We start from the raw sequence: 21432 nt of genomic DNA, 5'->3' as shown, positions 1-21432 counted from the left end.
CAGCGTTTTAGAAAAAGCCCAGCTTTACTTTGCTGTAAGAGATGAGCATGTTTTTAGTCTGGCGGTAGTGGCTGAGCATCATTTTGTGATTTTCTCTGCCGAAGCCCGATTTTTTATAGCCACCAAAGGGAGCGTGGGCAGGGTAGGCGTGATAGCAGTTGACCCATACACGTCCTGCCTGGATAGCCCGTGGCACCTGATACAGCTCATGCGCATCGCGTGTCCATACGCCGGCGCCGAGGCCATATAAGGTATCGTTGGCGATGTCTATTGCTTCCTGGGTGGTGCGGAAAGTGGTCACACAGCTTACCGGGCCAAAGATTTCTTCCTGGAAGATCCTCATTTTGTTGTGGCCTTTGAAAAGGGTAGGCTGTATGTAATAACCGTGTTCCAGCCCGCTGTTCTGATGGAAGGCATCTCCGCCGCAGAGCACCTGGGCTCCTTCCTGTTTACCGATCTCGAGGTAGCTGAGGATTTTGTTGTATTGATCTTCAGATGCTTGTGCACCCATCATGACGGTGGCATCCAGCGGGTTGCCCATTTTAATGGCTTTGGTACGTTGTATCACTTTGTCCATGAACACATCGTAAATTTTTTCATGAACGAGGATACGGCTGGGGCAGGTACATACTTCGCCCTGGTTGAGTGCAAACATTACCGCACCTTCCACAGCTTTGTCGAAGAACTCATCATCTGCATCGGCTACAGATTCAAAGAAGATGTTGGGGCTTTTGCCGCCGAGTTCCATCGTTACGGGGATGAGGTTTTCGGAAGCATACTGCATGATGAGGCGGCCGGTGGTGGTTTCACCGGTGAAGGCCACTTTCTGTATGCGGGGTGAGGATGCCAGTGGTTTACCGGCTTCCGGTCCGAAACCAGTCACAATATTGAGTACGCCGGCGGGTAGCAGGTCGCCTATGAGTTCCATGAGGCACATGATGCTGGTAGGTGTTTGTTCAGCTGGTTTTACCACTACACAACATCCTGCAGCCAGGGCTGGCGCTATTTTCCAGGCACCCATCAGCAGAGGGAAGTTCCAGGGAATGATTTGCCCTACAACGCCGATAGGTTCGTGCAGATTGATGCATACGGTATGTTCATCATGTTCACTGATGCTACCTTCTTCACTGCGGATAACGCCGGCAAAATACCGGAAATGGTCTACTACCAGCGGGATGTCGGCGGCGCGGGTTTCGCGGAGGGCCTTCCCGTTGTCTATTGTTTCTATTATAGCCAGGTAGTCGAGGTTGTCTTCAATCACCTGGGCAATCCGAAGCAGGATATTACTGCGATAGGTGGCAGATGTTTTGCTCCAGGTAGCAAAGGCCTGATGGGCTGCATCAATCGCTTTTTCTACATCCCGGGCATTGCCCCGGGCAGCCTGGGTAAATACTTTACCATCAATAGGTGATATATTATCAAAATATTCACCACTGTCAGGTTTCACCCATTGACCACCTATATAATGTTCATATCTGGCTTTGAATTCCGGCCGTTCTGCTATATGAGGGTCAGGAATACCAGCAGTTGCTGTACTTTTCATAACGGAACTTTTTTTGATGAGGAAATACTGCGCGCTGTACTGCCTGTGGCTTCTGTGGCGCTACAACGCTAATTTGCTAAAGATAAAGGGGTTGATGGCAGATTTTCGTACTTATCTATAGCACAATCGTACCTATCTTTTATTTCCTGCGGGGAAATTCAGTAAATTGATAGGAGTAAAAGTGATAGTTATGCCGGTAAAAAATTATGTGGACCATATAGATTTTACCCATCCCAGGTATTTGCAACAGCTGGTAGAGAACAGGCGTATCTATAACCTGAAAAACTGCGAGCTGAATATCTTTGAGAGTTATCAGCAAGCGTATAAAGTACCATTGTCTTTTGGTGATTTTGTGATCACCAGTATGGTAAGAGGTAAAAAAGTGATGCATCTGCCCGACCGGCCGGCATTTGAATATTATCCCGGCGAATCTGTGATTGTACCCGCCAACGGGGCTATGATCATCGATTTCCCGGAAGCAACACCAGACAACCCTACGCAGTGCATTGCACTTACAGTAGACGATATGTATATCCGCAATACCCTGCAATACCTGAATGATCATTACAACAGTGAGCCCACCGAAAAAAATGAATGGCGCCTGCAGTTCCACAAATATCATTTTGATAATGATGAAAATATCACTGCTGTCATCAACAAGCTGGTACGTATCTGTCACAGTGCAGACCTGAATAAAGACATCTATGCGGACCTCAACATGAAAGAGCTGCTGATCCGCATCCTTCAGAGCCAGCATCTGCGGGTAATTGAAGAAGAGAGCGCGGTAGACAGCAACAACAGCCGCCTGCATTTTGTACTGCATTATATTCACGAACATCTCACAGAAAAAATTGCGGTTGATACACTCTGTAAAAAAGCCTATCTGAGCCGCAACATCTTCTTCAAATGGTTTAAAGAGCAGTTTGGCATCACCCCACTTGAATATATTAACCGCGAAAGGATCAAGCTGGCCAAACAACTATTGGCAGACAACAGGTATACCGTAAGTCAGGTGGGCATACAATGCGGATTCAATGATACCAACTATTTTGTGCGCCTCTTTAAAAACACCGAAGGTATCACCCCTGGCGCTTATCAGCTCATCTGCCGGAAATAACCATTTCCCTTCTTCTTCAATTAAAAATACTTTGTACTTTGTAGCATTGCTGACACACAGCATTACAACCCTATGCTTAAAAAATGACGCAACACAACCGGACTGTCTCCGCTGCCCAGATCACTGAGGGCTTGCGTAACCAGGATAAAGATGTATTCCATCACCTGTACAATACCTACAGCAGGGAACTCTATCTGCTGGCCTTCCGTTGGGTACAGGATGAAGGGCTGGCAAAAGATATGGTGCATAACCTGTTTGTACACCTCTGGGAAAAAGGGAATACCCTCACTATTACCGGAGAGGTGCGGCATTACCTGTTCCGCGCCATTACCAATATGTCCATCAATGAATTAAAGCGCCGTTCCCGTACTGTCAGTGAAGAATTACTACGTTTTGAATCAGATACCGCCTCCTTTTATGAGATCGCAGATTATATCCTGTTTCAGCAGGAGCTGTTAAACCACCTGGCTCCGTTGGCGCCCCGTTGCCGGGAGATCTTTATCCTGAGCAGGGTACAGGGCCTGGAACCGGCTGAAATAGCGGAGAAGCTCGGTATTACCCTCAATACGGTCTATTATCAGCTGTCGGTAGCACTCAGTTCCCTGCGCGATACTCTGCTGCCGAAAAAAAAATTACGCTGACATCAAAGTTTATCATTTCTCAATTGTCATAATAGTATACAGCCATGAAAAAAGAGGAAGTACCAGCGTTCATCATAGCCTGTTTGTCTGAACCGGACAATGCAGCGAAACAGCAACAGTTGAAGGACTGGTTGCTGGAAGATGAAACGCATGCGGCCCTGCTGGCGGATTACAGCCGGCTGTGGAAAACAGCAGCAGCGCTGCCGGAACATGATTTTGACGTGGCAACCGGATGGGATAACCTGCAACTGGCCACTGTAGCACGTAAACAGCCGATGAAAACTATCTTCCGCCGCCACTGGTGGAAAGTGGCCGCTGTATTGCTGCCGCTGACAATCCTGGCGGGATGGTGGTGGATACATGAACAACAGGGAAAGGAAGTGGTCACCTATATCGCGCAAGGTAACTTTAAAGACAGCCTGCGGCTGCCGGATGGTTCCGTTGTTTTTATGAAACCAGGTAGTATCCTGCACTATCATAAAAACTTCCGGGACCGGGCGGTGGAGCTGCAAAGTGGTGAAGCATTTTTTGATATCGTACAAAATGAACAACAACGTTTTGTTGTAAACGCTGCCAATGCAGCGGTGGAAGTACTGGGTACTTCTTTTAACGTTAAAACTTCCACTGACTATACCGATGTAGCAGTATGGGATGGAAAGGTGAAACTGAGTGCTGCAGCAGGAAAGGAAGGTGTGATACTAACGCCGGCGACTATGGGAAAAGTGGATGGTTATACCGGCAAGGTAGAGAAGATGGAAGGAGCCTTTGAATACCGCTGTGGATGGGCCAACAATGACCTGAGTTTTAACAACCAGCCGCTGACTACGGTATTGAATACACTGTCTTCCTTTTATCATGTGAGGATAGATGTTGCAGATACGACCATGTTACATGAAAATATAACAGCACGATTTAAAAATATAACGCTTGAAGAAGCTTTGGGAGTAATCAGGGAAATGCTTGACCTGAAAGCAGACCATATTTCCGCGGCGGAGTATGTACTGAGAAAGATGAAGTAGCTTATCCGCATCGCAATATTCTGATCATAACTTAATATTACCGGCTAACCTGTAATGCCTGGCCATTGGCCTGTGACCTTGTTATGCCTGTAATTTCCATCTGATATCTTTTCTGCAGAAAAGGTAATTGCCAGCTGCTGTCTGTTACTGTATATGTATCAACTAAAATCAAATGCGTAGCATGAAAAAAGTTAAATTTATTTGTACGGTCATTATGATCGTTTTAACCTGTGCCCGCGCGTTCGCGCAAGATAAATCCTCTGTATTGTCGAAGCGGGTATCCCTCGAAGTTACCGACAGACCTGTACCTGAGATACTGGCCCTGATTGAAAAACAGCTCAGTATTTCATTTGCCTATCCCAATGAAATTGTGAACGGGCGTGGTAACTTCTCTTTTAAGGAAAAAAATACCCAGCTGGAAAACATCCTCAAAGTATTGTTTCCGGTGAACAGCTTCCAGATCAAAGCCATGGGTGCACATGTGGTGATCAAACAGGTGCCGAAAGTACAAGGCCCGCTGATCCAGCTTAAAGGCCGTATCATGGACAAACAGACCGGAGAAGCATTACCCGGTGCGGTGATCACTTCCCGGGAAACCGGTAAGTCGGTGGTATCCGGCGAAGATGGTTCTTTCACTTTGTCTGCTCCGGAAGGCGGCACTTATCAGGTAGCTTTTATCGGTTATGAAACTGCTGTGAATACAGTCAGGGGTAACAAATCTGCTGATGTACAACTGGCCCGCCGTATTGCTGAAATGAACACTGTAGTGGTGACAGCACTGGGTATAGGCCGTCAGCAACGTTCATTGGGTTATGCTTATACCGATGTAAAAGGTTCCGATTTTACCAAAGCCAGGGAAAACAATCCCGTGGCTTCTTTGGCGGGAAGAGTGGCCGGCCTCGATGTAAACATGACCAACAGCGGCGTAGGTGCTTCCGTGAAAGTGACCCTGCGTGGTGTAAAAGTAGTAGGCGGTGATAACCAGCCATTGTATGTGATCGATGGAGTTCCTATCAATAACTCCTCACCCGGACAGGCCGATAAATATGGTGGTTACGATCTGGGTGATGGTACCAGCATTATCAACCCCGATGAAATAGAAACCATGTCGGTGCTGAAAGGTGGCGCTGCTACCGCATTATACGGCAGCAGAGCATCCAACGGTGTTATCCTCATCACCACCAAAAAAGGAAATAATAAAGGACTGGAAGTGGAAGTGACTTCCAATGCTGTACTGGAGAAACTCAATAACAGCTACGATTTCCAGGAAGAATACGGTTCCGGCCGTGCAGGACAGTTACCCCGTGATGCGGCCACCGCCCGTACCTATACACAATCCAGCTGGGGCCCAAAACTGAGCGCCGACAGTACAACCTGGCTGTGGAATGGTAACAGAGTGCCTTACGTAAAAGCTGTCAACCCTATCCAGAAATTTTTCCGCGAAGGCCTGACACTGTCCAACTCCATCGCCATGGCCACCGGTAATGATAAAACCCAGCTGCGCTTTACCTATACCAACCTGCACAACAAGGACATTGTACCGGCCAGTGGACTGGACCGACACAACTTCGCCATCAGAGGCACTTCGAAGCTGACCGACAAACTGAGTATCGATGCCAAGGTGGCTTACCTCAACGAAAAAGTCAATAACCGCCCGGCTTTGTCTGATAACCCGAATAACATCGGTTATGTACTGAGTGGTATTGCCCCCAATATCTCCATAGACTGGCTCAAAGAATACAAAAACCCCAAGACCGGTGATTACATCGACTGGAATAATGAACCCTATCAGGTAAACCCCTACTGGGCTTTAAACGAGCAGCCCAACAACAGTAAACAGGACAGACTTACCGGCTTCGCGATGCTGAAATACCAGCTTACCCCATACCTGAGCATTCAGGGCCGCACCGGTACCGATTATTCGAAATTCAGCTTTCGGGAGTTTACAGAATTTTCCTCACCCTTTAACACCACAGGAGCGATTGCCCTGAAAGACCGCACTTTGCGGGAAACCAATTCCGAACTGTTACTGACCTTCAGCAAACAGGTAAAGGATTTTCAGATAAACGCCAACCTGGGTACAAACCGCATGGACTATGAAGAAAATGTACTCGATACCAGAGGTAGAGATATCAGTGTCAGAGGTATTAAAAGTATCAACAATTTCAGGACAAAACTCAGTGAAGAAACCGTCAACCGTAAACGGATTAATTCCGTGTATGGCGCGCTGAGTGTGGCTTACAAAAACTATTTGTACCTGGACCTGACAGGCCGTAATGACTGGTCCTCTACACTGGCCACTGGCAAAAACTCCTTCTTCTATCCCTCAGTATCCGCCAGCTTTGTGTTCTCCGAACTGATGCCGCAGAACGAGCTGCTGAACTTCGGTAAGATCCGTTTATCCGTGGCGCAAACCGGTACTGATGCAGTTGATCCCTATCAGTTGAAAATTAGCTACGCCAACAACCCCAATATCCCTATGGTGGGAGGTTATTCTATCGGTGGCGTAGCGGTAGACAGGGTACCTTTCGAAGGGCTGAAACCCAGTATCAGCAGGTCTTATGAAGCAGGTATCAATCTGGTAATGCTGCGTAACAGGGTAAACATGGATGTTACCTTCTACAAATCCAATACAAGAGATCAGGTGTTGTTCCCTACCATTTCTTCTGCCAGTGGTTATACCGCCGCCGCCATCAACTCCGGCAATGTGCAGAACAAAGGGGTGGAAGTAGCACTGGGTATCAAACCCATCGTATCCAAAAATTTCAACTGGGATATGAACATTACCTGGGCCCGCAACGTGAACAAGATCCTGGAGTTAAGTCCGCTGGTTTCCGGTTATTATACCCTGGCATCCGCACGTTGGGCCAATGCCTCCATTGTGGCCCAGGAAGGAGAGGAGTATGGGATTATTGTAGGACGTAAGTTTCTGAGAGATGATAAAGGCACTGTGGTGCTGGATGATAAGCTGCTGCCCCGTTATGAAGCCGAAGATACCCGTCTGGGTAATGGTCAGTTCAAATGGATTGGTGGTATCAACAATCGTTTTGCCTATAAAAACTTTGCATTGTCTGTATTGCTGGACGTCAGACATGGTGGGCATATCTACTCCATGACCAACCTGCGTGCTTATGCCAACGGGCGTCAGAAAGGAACTCTGGAAGGCCGCGAAAGCTGGACCCAGTCTGAAAAAGAAAGGGTGGCAGCTGGTGTTGAGCCTGGCAACTGGAAACCAACCGGCGGTATTTTCGTAACCGGTGTGCAGGAAGATGGGGTAGATGGCAATGGTAACAAAAAATATAAATCAGCATCCGGCTTTGTAAGCCCGCAGGTATACTGGACCCGTATCACCGACAATATCCCTGAAGCGTTTATCTATGATGCTTCCTTCGTGAAAGTGCGTCAGATCACACTGGATTATCATCTCCCTAAAAGTATCCTGCGCAAAACCATGATCCGCGATCTGACGGTGTCACTCGTGGCCCGTAACCTGTTCATCTTAAGTAAAGATGTACCAAACATTGACCCGCAGTCCAGCTACAACAACAGTAACGGACAGGGTTTTGAATATGGTTCTCTGCCTACCCGCCGCTCTTATGGTATCAACCTGTATGCAAAATTTTAAATCCATGAAGATGAAAAATATTTTTCTACTAATATTCACCGTACTGCTGTTAGGTAGTTGTACGAAAGATTTTGAAACGATCAACGAGAATCCTACCAGAGGTAATACCATCGCACCAGGACAACAACTGGCTGCAGCTGCCTATTTTCTCAGTGGTGGCCGTGAGGCAGGCTATGCGAACCTGCATATCTTCCAGCCGATGGTACAATACATGAACGGCGCTTATGGGCAGCGTGTAGGTTCCAAGTTTGTACGCGATGATTTTTTTAATGAACGTGTATGGGAGATCTTTTATAACCGCAGTCTTAAACAGCTCATCGATATGTTGCATCGCTGCGACAATGACCCGCAGCTGGTGAATTACATGGCTGCCGGCCGTATCCTGAAAGTATACATCTTCTCTATCCTGACAGATACCTATGGAGATGTGCCTTACTTTGAAGCTGGCATGGCGTATTATAAAAATACCTATACACCCCGCTACGATAAGCAGGAAGATATCTACAATGATCTGTTCAAGGAACTGACCGAAGCAGTGAAACAGTTTGATGCTACCAAAGACAGACTGGACAATGATATCGTATATCAGGGTGATGTGGCAAAATGGAAAAAGCTGGCCAACTCCCTGCGGCTGAGACTGGGTATGCGTCTGTCCAAAGTGGATGAAAACAGGGCCAGACAGGAAGTACAGGCTGCCGTTGCCGGTGGTACCTTTACCAGTGCCAATGATAATTTTAAGATGGTACATGAAGAGTATGCCTATCCTGATCTGCGTGGCAATGGTTTGGCACAGGCCTTACAGGAAACACAGACCTATCTTTACAGCAACGGCAGCGCCACTTTTGTGAACTACCTGAAAGCTGAAAATGACCCCAGGCTCAGCGCCTTTTTTATTAACAGAGATAGCAGAGGAAGAGATATCACCCACCTGACCAATTATATGCCGATTGCACCAGGTTTGTACTGGTGGGATGAATGGGGCGCCTGGAGAGCACCTGATGGCACTATGATAGAACAGGCCGACAAATTCTGCAAAGTCAATACCCCTTTTTATCAGCTGAAAGCTCCGTTCCTGCATTTCGGATATGCAGAGGTGGAATTCCTGAAAGCAGAGGCGGCTGCCCGTGGATGGACCGGTGATGATGCCAACCAGCATTACCAGGAAGCTATCCGGACTGCTATGAAACAGCTGGATATATATCCTGATATGAATCCGGTGGATCCTCAGAAAGCATCGGACTTCGTGACTGCTCATACACTGACTGCCGGCAAAGAGCTGGAACAGATCAATATGCAGAAATGGGTGGCGCTTTTCCCCAATGGCTATGAGGCTTATGCCAATCTGAGAAGGACAGGCTTTCCTAAAACGTTGCCGGTAAAAGACGTAGACGGTGAATCTGTTACCGGTGGTGTCATGCCACGCCGGCTGTTTTATCCGGCCACAGAAGCGTTTAACAATACCAAAAATTATAGAGAAGCATTGAATAGGATCGGTGGTAAAAATGATTGGTTAAAGAGGGTTTGGTGGGACAAATAATGCGTTGTTGACAAAAGGGTGTCTCTTCAGAGATGCCCTTTTTTGTTTTATGTAAATAAGAAAAAACCAGACGACCGGATAAAAAAATCCAGTCGTCCGGTTTTGTTCAGGTTAGCCATGGATAAGAGGTCTAGTCTTCCAATATTACCTCCGCGTCTTTCCAGCCGGCATCGAGTATAAACTTAACGGCGCCCTGTACCGGCCCTTTAAAATATTGCTGACCATTACGATTAACCGTCACCGTAACCGGCGGTGCCGGGAGATTGGCGAAACCAGCCCTGCCATCACGGGTATAACGCAGCGTGAGTGCCTCGAACTGCAGTAAGGTGCCGTTGTTCCCTTTGACTGTAACAATGCAGTTACGAAAGGCGCGTGTTTCGCCCGGAAGCAGTGTTTCATCATTCACACGCATGGCCAGGCTAGCAGATCTATTGTCTAATTTCATATTTACCGTGAGCGAGTCAGAGTGGGTCGGTAGTGTAGTATCGTACATCTCATTCCTGACTAACTGCATATGGGTATTTAATCCACGGACGACAATATGGGAAGACTCTCCATACGGTATCTTACGACTGGCCGATACACATATGCCGGTTTCATCATCGGCATAAGCATTGCAAAAATATACTAAGGCCCATATGTCGGGATTTTTAGAGGTGAGCCAACAATCAAGATCAAAGGGAGGTTTACCATATGCTATAAAACGGGTGTGTAGTTCGCTTAATACAAAGGGAGTCACTATGCCATCGCTACTGGTGATAGTTCCAGTAAGGGTATCGCTACCGCGAAAATTGGCTTGTGAATAGAACAATTTAAAATACTGAGGGTGGATAAACAATTTATCCAGGAGCGTATCAGTATCTATTGGCAGGGGAGAGGGCACTGCTGCCAGTTTCATAGCACCATCCTGTTGGTCCGGTGTTATCAGATTCCATAGTCTGGAAGACTCTCCTATTGGTGGTTTACCGGTGATTTTATTTACATATTTCTTCATGGCACTGTCTCCTGCAAGTGAATGGGGAGCCGCCTGTTGTAAATCATCTGTGATCAGCTTACTGATCCAACTGTTCTTCAACTGAATAGAGTCCTTTGCTGCAAGTCGGTTGGTATATATAGTACTTTGCGCATATGCAGAGAACTGCCAGCATAGACATGTGATCAATAAATATTTCCTTTTCAGCTTCATGCACTAGTTTATTTATCTTCTAAAATGATGGTTAAATCGGTGACACTGTTGTCCAGGTTCACCCGCCGGGAGCCAGGATTTCCCTGGAGTTCTACATTTTCGTACGTTATCCCATTTTTAAGGACGGTTACTTTCACAGTATTGGATAATGCATGCAGGGTATATCCATTGTTTTCAGAGAGCGTGTATCCTCTTACGGTATATGCCAGTGTTCCGGTGCGGAGAGATCTGAAATGTGTTGTCTGATCAGGGAACAGGATGGACTGATTGCGAAACCCCGTCACATTCAGGCAGGCCTTCCTGGTACGGTTGATGATAGATACTTTGGCCAGGGAAGCAGGGTCCGTAGGTAGACTGTCTGCTGTTGGCCATTGATTGCCATCCAGGCAAACCGTGCTATATATATGCTTTAAATGATACAGGATCGTATCTCCGTGATAGGCCCACTGATAAACATTATAGGTAGTTCCATCTATAAAATCTCTATCCGACAATCTAAAGGCTTTCAGTGTGTAATTGGCGATTGTACTGTTATTGGCCAGCCGCGCTTTTACTTTAAACGGAGCATAGCCTTTTGCATAAAATACACTGATGAAATATCCAGGGGCTTTGGCTACCTGTGTAAGAACACCATCACTGCTGGTAATATCCACATAAATGGAGTCGGTTAATATACCGCCACCATTCAAACCGGGCAATATAAAAACGCTGAGGCCATACCCATTGTTAGTAAACAGCCGTAGTATGGTATTGACATCGCCTGCAACATAAGGAGCCATAGCCAGTTCACGGGAAACCGGATCTATGGTCAGCGAGCTATCCCGCAGTATGCCGGAACTATCCTTTATACTGAATGTCCTGGCATCAGCATAAGCTTTTAATGCCTGTGCTGTAGCGAGTATGTTAGTGCCAGCATCCGTAAGGGTACTATCCGATGTTATACCCTGTATCCAGCGGCCATTGAGCGATATTGAATCTTTTACGATTACTCTGCCTGTTGTGACTGTTTGGGCGTTCACCTGTGACAATACAAACAAGGTCAGTAAAACAATATTAAAAAGGTGTCTCATAGATAAAATTTATTCGCAGATAATGATTGCTTCCTTCCAGGTTTCATCCAGCATAAATGACTCAAAAAGTGAGGTGGATGAAATCTGTACTCCATTCTTATATAACTTCACATTGTATTGTATTTTTTCATCAGTGTATAACGCGTTAAATCCGTATATAGATGAAATCATCCGGGAAGCAGCAATTCCGAATTTTTCGGATATCCTGGCGGGATAAAGTGTATTGCAACTCTCGCCGGGCAATAGATAAAGATTGGGGTTGGACTTCGTATAATATATATAATTACTTCTATTGTATATTTTCAAACGCATGGTGGGGGCCGTATCGATATCCTTTATTGCCATTCTGAACCGAATGAAACCATACAGGTTACTCATGGTAAATTGTATAGTGTCCAGGTAATCGGCTTGTTGCCAGGTAGCCAGTGCGCTGTAAACCGGTGCAAATGATACCTGTTCTTGAAATCCAACCCTTGAAGATAACCGAATTGTCTGTCCGGGATGATTGTTGATAAAGGAGCAGGAGAGCTTAAAGGGTGGCTGCCCTTTAGCAAAGGCAACATCCGGTTGATTTCCCTTTACCACAATTGGCGTAGTAATACCATCGCTGCTGGTGACATTAAAAGTAATGGGATCGAAAAATCCCACCATTGAATCTTCTTCCGGCCTCATGATCAACTTGAATAATGGAGGCAGTAACAAACGGCTGTCAAATTCAGGTGCAACACGAACCGGTGCCAGGGCGAGTTCTCGCGTGGCCGGTAGAAGTGTCAGCATACTGTCTGTGCGACTGGTTTTTCCCGGTTGGGTTACCTTCATGTTGTGATCTATATACTGTTTCCAGGCGGCGCTGGTGGATACAGACTGGTCTGAGGCACGTTGCATGGTGCTGTCGTTCCCGAACTGCCTGATCCACTTACCATTAATGGCAATGGAATCTTTCACGATCAGGCGGTTGACATTGAGTACACTTTGAGCAAATACAGACAGGTGCAGGCAGCAAATGCAGCAAAGCAGGATTAACTTATTCATATAATTGTTTGGGAAAAATGATCTTGAATTAAACGTTATTATTTAGTTGTAACGTCACGTACATATATGGTAAGATCAGATACAGGAAGCGTTACGGAAAATTCGGGGTTAGGCTGCTGAGGATCCACACGGGTAATTCCGGATAGCTGGCCGTTTGCCCATATTTCAAGTTCAATGCTCTTTGTTAGCGGCAGATAGAACGAGTAGGCGCCATTAATTGTTTTGATTGCCTTTGCTGGGTAAATGTAATAGCGGAATATACCCTGATCTGGTTGTATACGTTGGCCAATCAGCTCAGACGTGCCGGGGTAAATTATATCACCCAGAAAATTAACGGATACATCATTGGTGAGATTTACCAGTTTAGTATTTAAGTAGAAAAATTGCGCCGGATCCTGACTGCCCATTTCACTGTAACCAATATAAATCCAGATATTATCCTCTATCACTCCGGTCTTTTCGATTTTGATAGAGTCCCTGGAAATGTATGTATGGGATAGAAGAGATTGGGGAGATCCATCCTCCGAACGTTTATATATATTGAAGTATGTGAAAAATCCGGAATCTGCAGCTACAGACTTACATTTTATAGTATAGGGTGGTTTACCGAACACATATATCCAGCCAGTTTTATCAGGCCGGGTTGTTAGTGTAGTGACAATACTATCTGAACTGATAAACTCAAAATCAAAAGATTGGCCAGTGATGCCCGGCATATACGTAAAACGGGTGTTTACTTTCATGGCATGTGGTTGCATAGAAAATATATCAAACAAGGATTGCAGTGATAACTTGTTGATGTTGCCGGTATCACTCAATGCCTGAAGAATATACTTCTTCAGGGCACCGTCTGTTGAAATGCTTTTATCACTGGCAGACTTCAGGGTGCTGTCGTTGTTAATACTGTTTACCCATGCACCTTTGAGTGATAATGAATCTTTTACGGCAACACGATTGGCAGAAATATTACTCTGGGCAAAAGTGATGTGGATTGTCAGTATTGTGAATAAAGCACTGTATATAAGAAATTGCTTCATTGTATGATGGGGTTGAATATCTCAAATGAATTGTATTATTCATGCAAAGTACTGCCGGCATAGCCGGCAGACTTGTATGTACGGGGCAACAGAAGATATTATCTTACGTAAAACCTGATAACCGTTTTAGCGGTAATACCAGAGAAGAACAGCTTTTTTTCGGCGTTATAAGCATATTGATCCAGCTGAATTACGTTCGCTTTGCCACCGATGAGCAGCAGATTATCCAGTATATCTTTATCGCCGGCGGAGGAACCAATGCTTAGTGTGATATCTGTGGCCGGCATTACAGCAATTTTTTCGAGGAGGCTGTTATTCCTGATTCCATAGGCACTATCAGTTGTATAGATTGCTTCTTCTACGTCCCTTGCCTGTATCAGCCGTGATAAACGATATACTGCTGCACTGGTGGCCAGTACATCTTCCTTGTCCTGGTTGTAGTCACTGGAGATTGCGTTGGGAAGATTGCCAAGTCCGATCTGTTCTTTCGTTACCTGGTGTGGGTTAGACACATTTGTGAAGTGAGCCTGTAATTGCTCATAATCCGCCTTGGCATTCAGAAGCGTACGGAGGTTTCGTACATTTTCAATATCAATAGTATCTTCCAGTCGATGTAAAAAACTATCGATAAGATCCCAAAACTGTTGCTGGGTGGGATAATCCCCCGTTTCAAACCAGCTTTTCAGTCTGTTTCTGTCTTGTATTGGCATATTATCGTTTAATGATTAGGTAATCGAATGATATTCGCTGATTGTCTGTAGAGTTCTCCCTGATGAGCAGGTCGAAACCGTTATAATCAAGGTTTTTAACGGTATAATGACAATCATTGTCATCATTCCAGTAACCACGGCTTCTCAAGGAGCCTACCACAATGTAGGAGTCGTAGATGTATCTGTTGAACCAGACTCTGATGTTCAGGTCCCTGTCAATATCAGGCAAGTCGATAGTCCCGGACAACAAAAATCTGTTGGCGGCTGCAAGGGCTGCTGTGGTAGCCAGTACTGCGGGGTTGTTGGATGCAGGGTCGCTGGAGATGGCGTTGGGGATATTTCCCAGGCCAACATCTGCTTTGGTCATGCCATGCGGATTCACGGCCGAACGATGCGCCAGGAAGTTGGCATTGAGCGTACTTAAATTGTTATTCAGGGTAGCAATGTTGTCTTTCAATGAGGCCATGCTGTCCAGTCTCACCAGGTCGCTGTATGGAAAACCACCGCTGCCGAAGCGTGCGTACCTGTTAAACAATACGGTTCTTGACACACCGTCTTCGAAGGTTACAGGTTTGTTGTCGTCTATGATGATGTAAGTGTTTTGTTTGGGTCCACCTACAAACGGCAGCAGCTCTCCATCATGCAAAATCCAGCCGTCGGCCACGATCGTGCCATTTTCCGACATTCCGGAAACAATGACTTTGTTGCCGCAAACTCTTGCCAGACCTGTCAATGCATCACGGTAGGATGATTGCATGTATGCCAATACGTCTTGTGTTAAAGGGAAACCACCGAGGTTGCCGAAATCCACTCGTTTATTACTCATGTCAGTTGTATTTTATATTCTTTACTGGCTAATTTATAGCTGTCGATGAATGCCCGCATTTCGTTTTCAGCATACCTTAAACCTGTCGGCAGCAGTACTACAAAGTCTACGCTTACAGCGATGGTTTCGGTGGTCGAATAAATGTAATGCGGATGGTTTGCGTCGAGGTACAGCGGTTTACTTTCCGCTTCCTGATATACATAGGCCTGTTCGCGGATGTATGGGTCTGCGATGCGTATGCGTCGTAATCCGAAGTCATAACGATCGTTGAGTGCCCAGGTCAGATAGCATACCTGCGGAGTGATGCTCAACCTTTTGAGATTGGCCTTTCTGTTGGAACGGAAGTCGTTGTACAGCAGCTGCACAGGATAGGTGAGCGCTATGAGCCATTCCAGCATGCGGGGCTTACGTAGGCGGGGAGGTAACAACGCCGTTACAAGCCGCCTGAAATCTATCTCGAATATCTTCATCATATAATACTACTTTGAGGGATGTACTGAATATCGAGATCGTTTTCCTCATCGATGCGGAGATAACCTGCGTCGGGCTGATACATCACATCGAAAGCCTTGAATGGCAGGGTGCCATAGCGGGCTTCTGCCTGCAATATTTGCGGGATAACCACACCATCTACCTGTTGCAATGCGTCTGTGAGATAGGTGAGTACCAGCCAGCCATTAAAGGGCAGCTGTTTCAGGTAGTTCCTGATGGCGGTTACCACTGGATTGGGACCATTACCATCCAGGCGTGAGCCGTTGCTGGACAGCACAAGCGGGTTGTAATAGATATTGATTCTTAACCGCAGGTTATCAGCAGGGTCAGAGCTGACGAGCAATCTTACACCGGCATCCTTAATGGTGTTCATATAGGTGGTGAAAGCCAGTAACTGGTCGGCCGTTAATTTTTGCAGATCGCCCTGATTGGAAGCAGCTTTCACACGCAGTGCCAGTACACCTCTGCCATCAGGCTGTTCTACGATGGCGCAAAAGCTTACCACCCTGCTGGCCGTGATTTCCTCTGTGGTGGCGTCGGTATTGTCATACTCATCGCTTTCCTGTTTGAGGTTAAAGCCGTATTGAAACAGTTTTGCTTTTTCGGCATACCATTTCATGCTATGTGGTTTCATGCGGCTGATGAGGTCATTGACCTCCTGTTTGTGCAGATCAAATAACTGGTCGAGTGTCCATTGGCAAACGGCCACCACATAAACAAACAACCGGTAGATGGAAGTATTGCTGATGTTGTTGAGTGCCTGCAATTCCCTGGAGGAAGCTATTTTATCGATAATCTGCGATTGTATTTCTTGAATTGTTCTTGCCATTGTTAACTAATCTTGAAGTCAATGCCTATACCCATAAATCCAATACCTCCCCGTGAGATGGTTGCTGAATCCAGGGTGAGAGATGTACCGGGGTAAATATTAAAATCCCTGTAGTACGTTGTCACCGAGTTGTCCAGTATCCTGGCCCCTGCTGTTTCCAGGACCTGTCCGCCCGTTAACTCGTCGGTAATGTTGATATCATTCAACATGGCGATGGTAAAAACGCTGCTGATACTACCGGTTTCGCGGAGCACAATATCAAACAGGCATTGATGGGGTTTAACTGTTATTGCCATATGTTGCATCAATATTTAAGTGTCCATTTTCGTCGAGCCGGATGCTGGTGACTTTCATACCGTCTCTTTCAAATTCCGGTTTTATGTCACCCAGGAAGGCATACCGGTCTTCATCTTTCAAAAAGGAAGGCAGGCCAATCCCGGTAGTGGGAAATTCACGCCAGTCGCCACGGTTGCTCATCAGCAGCAGTAATTGATTCTGCATGGTGCATTCCCCTGTTTCGAGGTCCGCTTTTACAAAAGAGAGATCACCGCTTTCATTCAGAAGTATGTCAATCATTGGATGGTATATTTTAGTGGGCCAGAAGGTGTTACCGGGCCGCCAGTGGCAGATGTGAGCCCTGAAATATAAGTGATCTCTATAGCCTTCACCTCGGCGATGACTGCTTTGGCGATCTTCTCCGCAATCCTGTCCATGGCTCCGGGGGCATCACTTTTTTCGTTTTCTTCACTAAAAGCTGCACGGATGCTGGCTTTCAGTCTAGCTTCATTCATCATCTTTTAAAAGGTTTTTAACCCGGTTTTTAATTTGTTGAAAGGTAGTGGCGTTTACGAGGTTGATGGTAGGGCCGCTTTGTGTGGTGAAACGCATTTGTAAGATGGCATCGAGCAAGTCGTCGAATAACTTACGCAGCGTTTCATTATCACGTTTAAACAAGTAGCCCTTATCATCAACATTCATCGTTGTATTGCCAATTTTGTAGAGGACGCGGCTTACTTCATGTACCGTCAGTATCACGTAGTCATCGGTGCCGTCTATACGTGCGATCAACACATTGCTGCCTGTTTTTGGAACGAGCAGTATTTTACCACCGTCCTTGATGACACTTTTCAGGCGTACGTCGGGGATTTTATACCCATCCAGCAATTCCACTGCTACAGTATCCTCTTTGTCGTCTACTGAGTGTACAATACCCTGAAAGATTGTTTCAGGACCGTATTTCGAAGCGAAGCTGGCCATCGCTGCTGCGATATCATGAATTTCCTTTGACATCGGTATTTATTTTTTCTGACTGATGGTTATTTCCCTGTTGGCCTTGCTGGGACCATAGGTGACAGCGGTGCTCTGAACATAGTACAATGCCGTTTTTTCGTTGAATTTCAGATCTTCGAGATACACGGTATCACCTGGCTGTATGTAAGGTTGCAGGAAGCAGGTGATTTTACCTTCGTATCCTTCATAATTCGTGGTATTGGTATATTTTTTACCAATGTCATCCAACGTTGTTTTGTCTGTTACATTTCGGGCACTTTTGTTTTCACTGCTGCTGGCGGTATTAGTGGCGGCAGTACCATCTTTTTTAGCGGAGGTGACTTTTACCGTCACCCTGGATGCAGGCCCCTTTTTATATTTGAGCTGGTCATTACTGATCACATTATATCCCATCCGCAGATTAATCGTTGATACTTTGCCGTGCCGGTTCAGTAGATTAACGGCCAGGGCTTCACCGTCAAAGAACAGTTCGAGAGGGAAGGCTGCCTTGAGGGCCATCAATACCTGGAGGCCGTTGACGTTTTTTAATTCCCACTTATCGATCACCATTCCTGGAATATCATCAGCAAGGGTTAATCCTGTACCGGCGATGACCTTCTGCAACAGGTCCTTGAGGGAGGTTTTGCCTGATTGTTCGTTGAAGTTTTTGTTACGAAGTTTATAGCTGAATCCCTCACAGGTAATCACCACGTTTTTCGCATTGTCAATCTCTGTAACAAACCCTTTAAACTCAGTCCTGTACTGCTCATTATACCCCAGTTCTATACTCACTGCATCGCCGGCCTTAAACAAGGTGGCTGCGTTTACCTGGTCTTCCTTCTTAATCAACCCCTGCATAACAGTCGCTTTCTTTGGTATGGTCAGGGTAGCCTTGTCTACCAGATCAAAAATGCTCCGGGTGATTTTGGCTTCTATTGGTTTGATGTTACCGTATTGACCGATGCTGATTTTGCTGTTAAGAATGAACATTTCCTATAAATTCAAGCGTGTATATATCATCGCTCAGCAACGAAATTTCGTATGGCCTTGCGTTTTCGGTACTCTTCTCCCGGGAGAATTTCATGTCGGTGATCATGGCGTAGGGTCTGCCTTTCAGGAAGATATTGGTAATGATATTATCAATCGTTATCTTTTCCTTAGACAAAAAAAACGCTTCGATCTTACTCATCGCTTCTGTCGGGCCTCCTTCTTCATCAGAGATGTCAATCCCTTTGATATTGATGATGTAGTCATCTCTGCCTGTTACTTCCTTTACGGAGCCGTTTCTCTCCGGCATAGGTGTGGCTGTATATGTCCGCTTGCAGGTAACTTCTACTGTAGCAAAAGGCAATACGTAGTCGTTGAGCTTCACCGGAGAGAAATGTCCCCGCTTCTGGTCATCGGTAAAGGAATAAGGCTTTCCCAGCTTTGTGAGGCCTGTCTGACCAACCGCTTCCTTGATGTCAAAGTCCTTTCCGGGATTACGGTTAAATGCTTCATTATAGAGCTTCGCTAAATCAAATTTTGCCATTGTCAAATTGTTTAAGTGGCCAGTCCGTTCAGGGAATAGAATACCCGGCGCATTTCTTCGCGAATCAGTCCTGTCATTTCTTCAATGCCTTCTTTCGCGCTCATGGCGTGGATTTCCAGCGTTTCAATCTGTTTGCCTATGTTGATGGTGATGGCACTTTTTCCTCCGCTGTTAATGGAGTCTGAGCGATTACCCAGGTTTTGGTCCGGTTGTATGGATGTAGATGCCTGTGCACCGCTGATTCCGGTAGCTCCGGTAGTTGTGGTCGCTGTGGCGCCTCCGGTCTTCGGGATAACCTTGAGTCCATTGATTCCGGGGAACTGGGCAGGGACTAGTGCCGGGTTCTGCAATGGATTTGGCGGTGCTGGCGCAGCCGGTGCTGCTTTTTCCTTAGGCTCATTCAGCGGAGCGAGCGGATTTTTCGGATCTAAAAGCTCATGCTTCTTTTTCAGTATATTATCTATACCATTGATCTGGCTGGAAAGGTCTGCTCCGGTTACTTTTTGAATGAGATTAAGCACACCTCTGATACCTTCCATAAACAACTCCAGTGGTGCCAGTAAGAAGTTAAGAACAAACTTACCCGCTTCCAGCAGGACATTAAAAAATACCTGTACGCCTTTTTTAAACCATTCAAAATGTTTGTAGGCATATATTAGTCCACCTACCAGTAAGGCAAGTCCGGTTACGATCAACATGATCGGGTTGGCATTTGCCAGTGCATTGAATACTGTCATAGCCAGATTTAGTCCGCCTAAAGCAATGGCGTTAAAACCAGCGACGATGGCATTCCAGCTCAGTATAAGGGCGAGCCCGCCTAAGCCTGCGGCTAATAGCATGGCACCGATTTCTCCATCCTTCAATGCCATTCCAAAGTCGGCGAATAAGCCTACTACTCCCAGTACGGCGCCGCCTATTACTCCCAGTCCGTTGGAGAACGACTCCTGGATCATGGCCCATTTGCCTCCGAGTGTGGAGGCTTTTTCTTCCATCAGGCCAAAGTATTGGCCTCCGGTGCTTGTGGCAGACTTGAAGGATTCCTGGATCATGGATGTCGAGATATTACCGGCTTCCATATTGGCTTTTAGCTGATCCATCGACAGTCCGGAAACTTTTGTCATTTCCACCAGCGGATCAAATCCGGCTGATTTTAATGCTGCAAGATTCTCTTTGGTCAGTGTTCCTTCGGTCTGGATGCTTGCATAGGCTTCTGTCAGCGCCTTCATTTTTTCTGCGCTGCCGCCGCTGATATCTCCCAGCATGCCCAGGGTTGGAACGATATCATTCACGGCAGTACCGGCATTGGCCAATGCCAGTGCATTGGGGGCAAGGTCTTCCATGTTAAAGGTGGTATCGTCTGCCATTTTCTTGACCTGCTGCTGCATTTGACCGCCTTGTGAACCGAATGCGGCTTTGAACTCGATGTTCATCTGCTCCTTTGCCATGGCTATGTCAAGGCCTTTGCCCAGCAATTCCAGTCCCACACTGGCAATGTTGCCCATTGCCTCCTGGTATCCATCAGCGAGCTCCTGGTCGGCTTCTTCCGTCCTGCCGGTAGGTCCATCGCCCCTTCTTCCGTTGCCGGCAGCATTACTTGCTTTGATGACCTTTTGCAGGTCTTTGAATGCATCGGTTAAATTATCGACTTCTTCTGTTGCTTTAGTGAAAGAGGCAGCGATATTCGCACCGGCATCATCTGAAATCCGTGCGAGCGACTGCAGTCCGGGTGTGAATATCTCCACCGCCTGGTTCAGGCGATCCAGCTGTGCTTCAGAGCCTTTTACGCCTACATCCATCAGCTTGAAGGCCGCCGTAATATTCATGTCTCTGGCCATTCTCCCGAGAGAGCTCTGGAAATCGGCCATCGTTGACTTGATGTCCATAGTGTCAATTTTTTAAAGGTCCCCGGCTACATGCCGAGGGACCTTTGTTGGGCTTCTTTTTTACGCATATCTTCCAGTATGGCCC

The 21432-nt window shown here is 46.4% G+C and carries 21 protein-coding genes; 5 read left to right on the top strand and 16 right to left on the bottom strand.

The genetic code is table 11. The features are described 5' to 3' along the window. Nucleotides 1-7 precede the first annotated feature (7 nt). Entirely contained in the window at nucleotides 8-1543 is a 1536-nt protein-coding gene (locus KD145_RS14235; protein ID WP_212006518.1) for an aldehyde dehydrogenase family protein, read from the bottom strand. 190 nt (nucleotides 1544-1733) lie between these two features. On the opposite strand from KD145_RS14235, the gene KD145_RS14230 reads away from it, so the two are divergent. The 5 genes from KD145_RS14230 (at nucleotide 1734) to KD145_RS14210 (ending at nucleotide 9482) form a co-directional block, all read left to right on the top strand. Then, the gene (locus KD145_RS14230) at nucleotides 1734-2660 is read left to right on the top strand and encodes an AraC family transcriptional regulator (RefSeq protein ID WP_212006517.1); all 927 of its coding nucleotides are present in this window, start codon (nucleotides 1734-1736) and stop codon (nucleotides 2658-2660) included. A gap of 83 nt (nucleotides 2661-2743) precedes the next feature. After that, nucleotides 2744-3301, top strand: a complete 558-nt coding sequence (locus KD145_RS14225) for a sigma-70 family RNA polymerase sigma factor (protein WP_212006516.1) — start codon at nucleotides 2744-2746, stop codon at nucleotides 3299-3301. Between the two features lie 44 nt (nucleotides 3302-3345). After that, a complete protein-coding gene (locus KD145_RS14220; RefSeq protein WP_212006515.1) occupies nucleotides 3346-4320 on the top strand; it encodes a FecR family protein in 975 nt (324 codons plus the stop codon). Nucleotides 4321-4501: 181 nt separating this feature from the next. After that, on the top strand, nucleotides 4502-7945 hold the full coding sequence (locus KD145_RS14215; RefSeq protein WP_212006514.1) for a SusC/RagA family TonB-linked outer membrane protein: 3444 nt from the start codon (nucleotides 4502-4504) through the stop codon (nucleotides 7943-7945). A 10-nt stretch (nucleotides 7946-7955) separates the two neighbouring features. After that, complete coding sequence (locus KD145_RS14210; protein ID WP_212006513.1) at nucleotides 7956-9482, top strand: SusD/RagB family nutrient-binding outer membrane lipoprotein; 1527 nt, start codon at nucleotides 7956-7958, stop codon at nucleotides 9480-9482. Between the two features lie 130 nt (nucleotides 9483-9612). Here KD145_RS14210 and KD145_RS14205 read toward each other — a convergent pair whose 3' ends face one another. The 15 genes from KD145_RS14205 to KD145_RS14135 all read right to left on the bottom strand — a co-directional run bounded on the left by KD145_RS14205 (nucleotide 9613) and on the right by KD145_RS14135 (nucleotide 21347). Beyond that, a complete protein-coding gene (locus KD145_RS14205; RefSeq protein WP_212006512.1) occupies nucleotides 9613-10668 on the bottom strand; it encodes a hypothetical protein in 1056 nt (351 codons plus the stop codon). An 8-nt stretch (nucleotides 10669-10676) separates the two neighbouring features. Next, nucleotides 10677-11738: a hypothetical protein gene (locus KD145_RS14200; RefSeq protein WP_212006511.1), complete on the bottom strand. Its 1062-nt coding sequence runs from the start codon at nucleotides 11736-11738 to the stop codon at nucleotides 10677-10679. A gap of 9 nt (nucleotides 11739-11747) precedes the next feature. Then, entirely contained in the window at nucleotides 11748-12770 is a 1023-nt protein-coding gene (locus KD145_RS14195; protein WP_212006510.1) for a hypothetical protein, read from the bottom strand. 38 nt (nucleotides 12771-12808) lie between these two features. Then, nucleotides 12809-13807, bottom strand: a complete 999-nt coding sequence (locus KD145_RS14190) for a hypothetical protein (RefSeq protein ID WP_212006509.1) — start codon at nucleotides 13805-13807, stop codon at nucleotides 12809-12811. Nucleotides 13808-13905: 98 nt separating this feature from the next. Further along, nucleotides 13906-14517 (bottom strand): hypothetical protein, encoded by a 612-nt coding sequence (locus KD145_RS14185; protein WP_212006508.1) that lies wholly within the window; start codon nucleotides 14515-14517, stop codon nucleotides 13906-13908. Between the two features lies 1 nt (nucleotide 14518). Further along, nucleotides 14519-15343 carry a hypothetical protein gene (locus KD145_RS14180; protein WP_212006507.1) on the bottom strand — a complete coding sequence of 275 codons (825 nt, stop codon included), beginning with the start codon at nucleotides 15341-15343 and terminating at the stop codon, nucleotides 14519-14521. Next, nucleotides 15340-15816: a hypothetical protein gene (locus KD145_RS14175; protein ID WP_212006506.1), complete on the bottom strand. Its 477-nt coding sequence runs from the start codon at nucleotides 15814-15816 to the stop codon at nucleotides 15340-15342. Before KD145_RS14175 ends, KD145_RS14180 begins: the two co-directional genes overlap by 4 nt. Next, nucleotides 15813-16664 (bottom strand): hypothetical protein, encoded by an 852-nt coding sequence (locus KD145_RS14170; RefSeq protein ID WP_212006505.1) that lies wholly within the window; start codon nucleotides 16662-16664, stop codon nucleotides 15813-15815. Before KD145_RS14170 ends, KD145_RS14175 begins: the two co-directional genes overlap by 4 nt. A 2-nt stretch (nucleotides 16665-16666) precedes the next feature. Beyond that, a complete protein-coding gene (locus KD145_RS14165; protein ID WP_212006504.1) occupies nucleotides 16667-16960 on the bottom strand; it encodes a hypothetical protein in 294 nt (97 codons plus the stop codon). Next, the gene (locus tag KD145_RS14160; protein ID WP_212006503.1) at nucleotides 16944-17240 is read right to left on the bottom strand and encodes a hypothetical protein; all 297 of its coding nucleotides are present in this window, start codon (nucleotides 17238-17240) and stop codon (nucleotides 16944-16946) included. Before KD145_RS14160 ends, KD145_RS14165 begins: the two co-directional genes overlap by 17 nt. Further along, nucleotides 17237-17458, bottom strand: coding sequence for a hypothetical protein (locus KD145_RS14155; protein ID WP_113617272.1), 222 nt, complete (start codon nucleotides 17456-17458; stop codon nucleotides 17237-17239). Before KD145_RS14155 ends, KD145_RS14160 begins: the two co-directional genes overlap by 4 nt. Further along, complete coding sequence (locus tag KD145_RS14150) at nucleotides 17448-17954, bottom strand: hypothetical protein (protein ID WP_212006502.1); 507 nt, start codon at nucleotides 17952-17954, stop codon at nucleotides 17448-17450. Before KD145_RS14150 ends, KD145_RS14155 begins: the two co-directional genes overlap by 11 nt. 6 nt (nucleotides 17955-17960) lie before the next feature. Further along, nucleotides 17961-18923: a hypothetical protein gene (locus tag KD145_RS14145; protein ID WP_212006501.1), complete on the bottom strand. Its 963-nt coding sequence runs from the start codon at nucleotides 18921-18923 to the stop codon at nucleotides 17961-17963. Then, entirely contained in the window at nucleotides 18910-19464 is a 555-nt protein-coding gene (locus tag KD145_RS14140) for a DUF6046 domain-containing protein (protein ID WP_212006500.1), read from the bottom strand. The genes KD145_RS14145 and KD145_RS14140 overlap by 14 nt, the downstream gene beginning before the upstream one ends. Nucleotides 19465-19475: 11 nt before the next feature. Continuing rightward, nucleotides 19476-21347 (bottom strand): tape measure protein, encoded by a 1872-nt coding sequence (locus tag KD145_RS14135; RefSeq protein WP_212006499.1) that lies wholly within the window; start codon nucleotides 21345-21347, stop codon nucleotides 19476-19478. Between the last annotated feature and the right edge of the window lie 85 nt (nucleotides 21348-21432).

It is taken from the genome of Chitinophaga sp. HK235 (genome assembly GCF_018255755.1).
Lineage (GTDB): Bacteria > Bacteroidota > Bacteroidia > Chitinophagales > Chitinophagaceae > Chitinophaga.
This window is presented reverse-complemented; position numbering and strand designations above follow the sequence as displayed.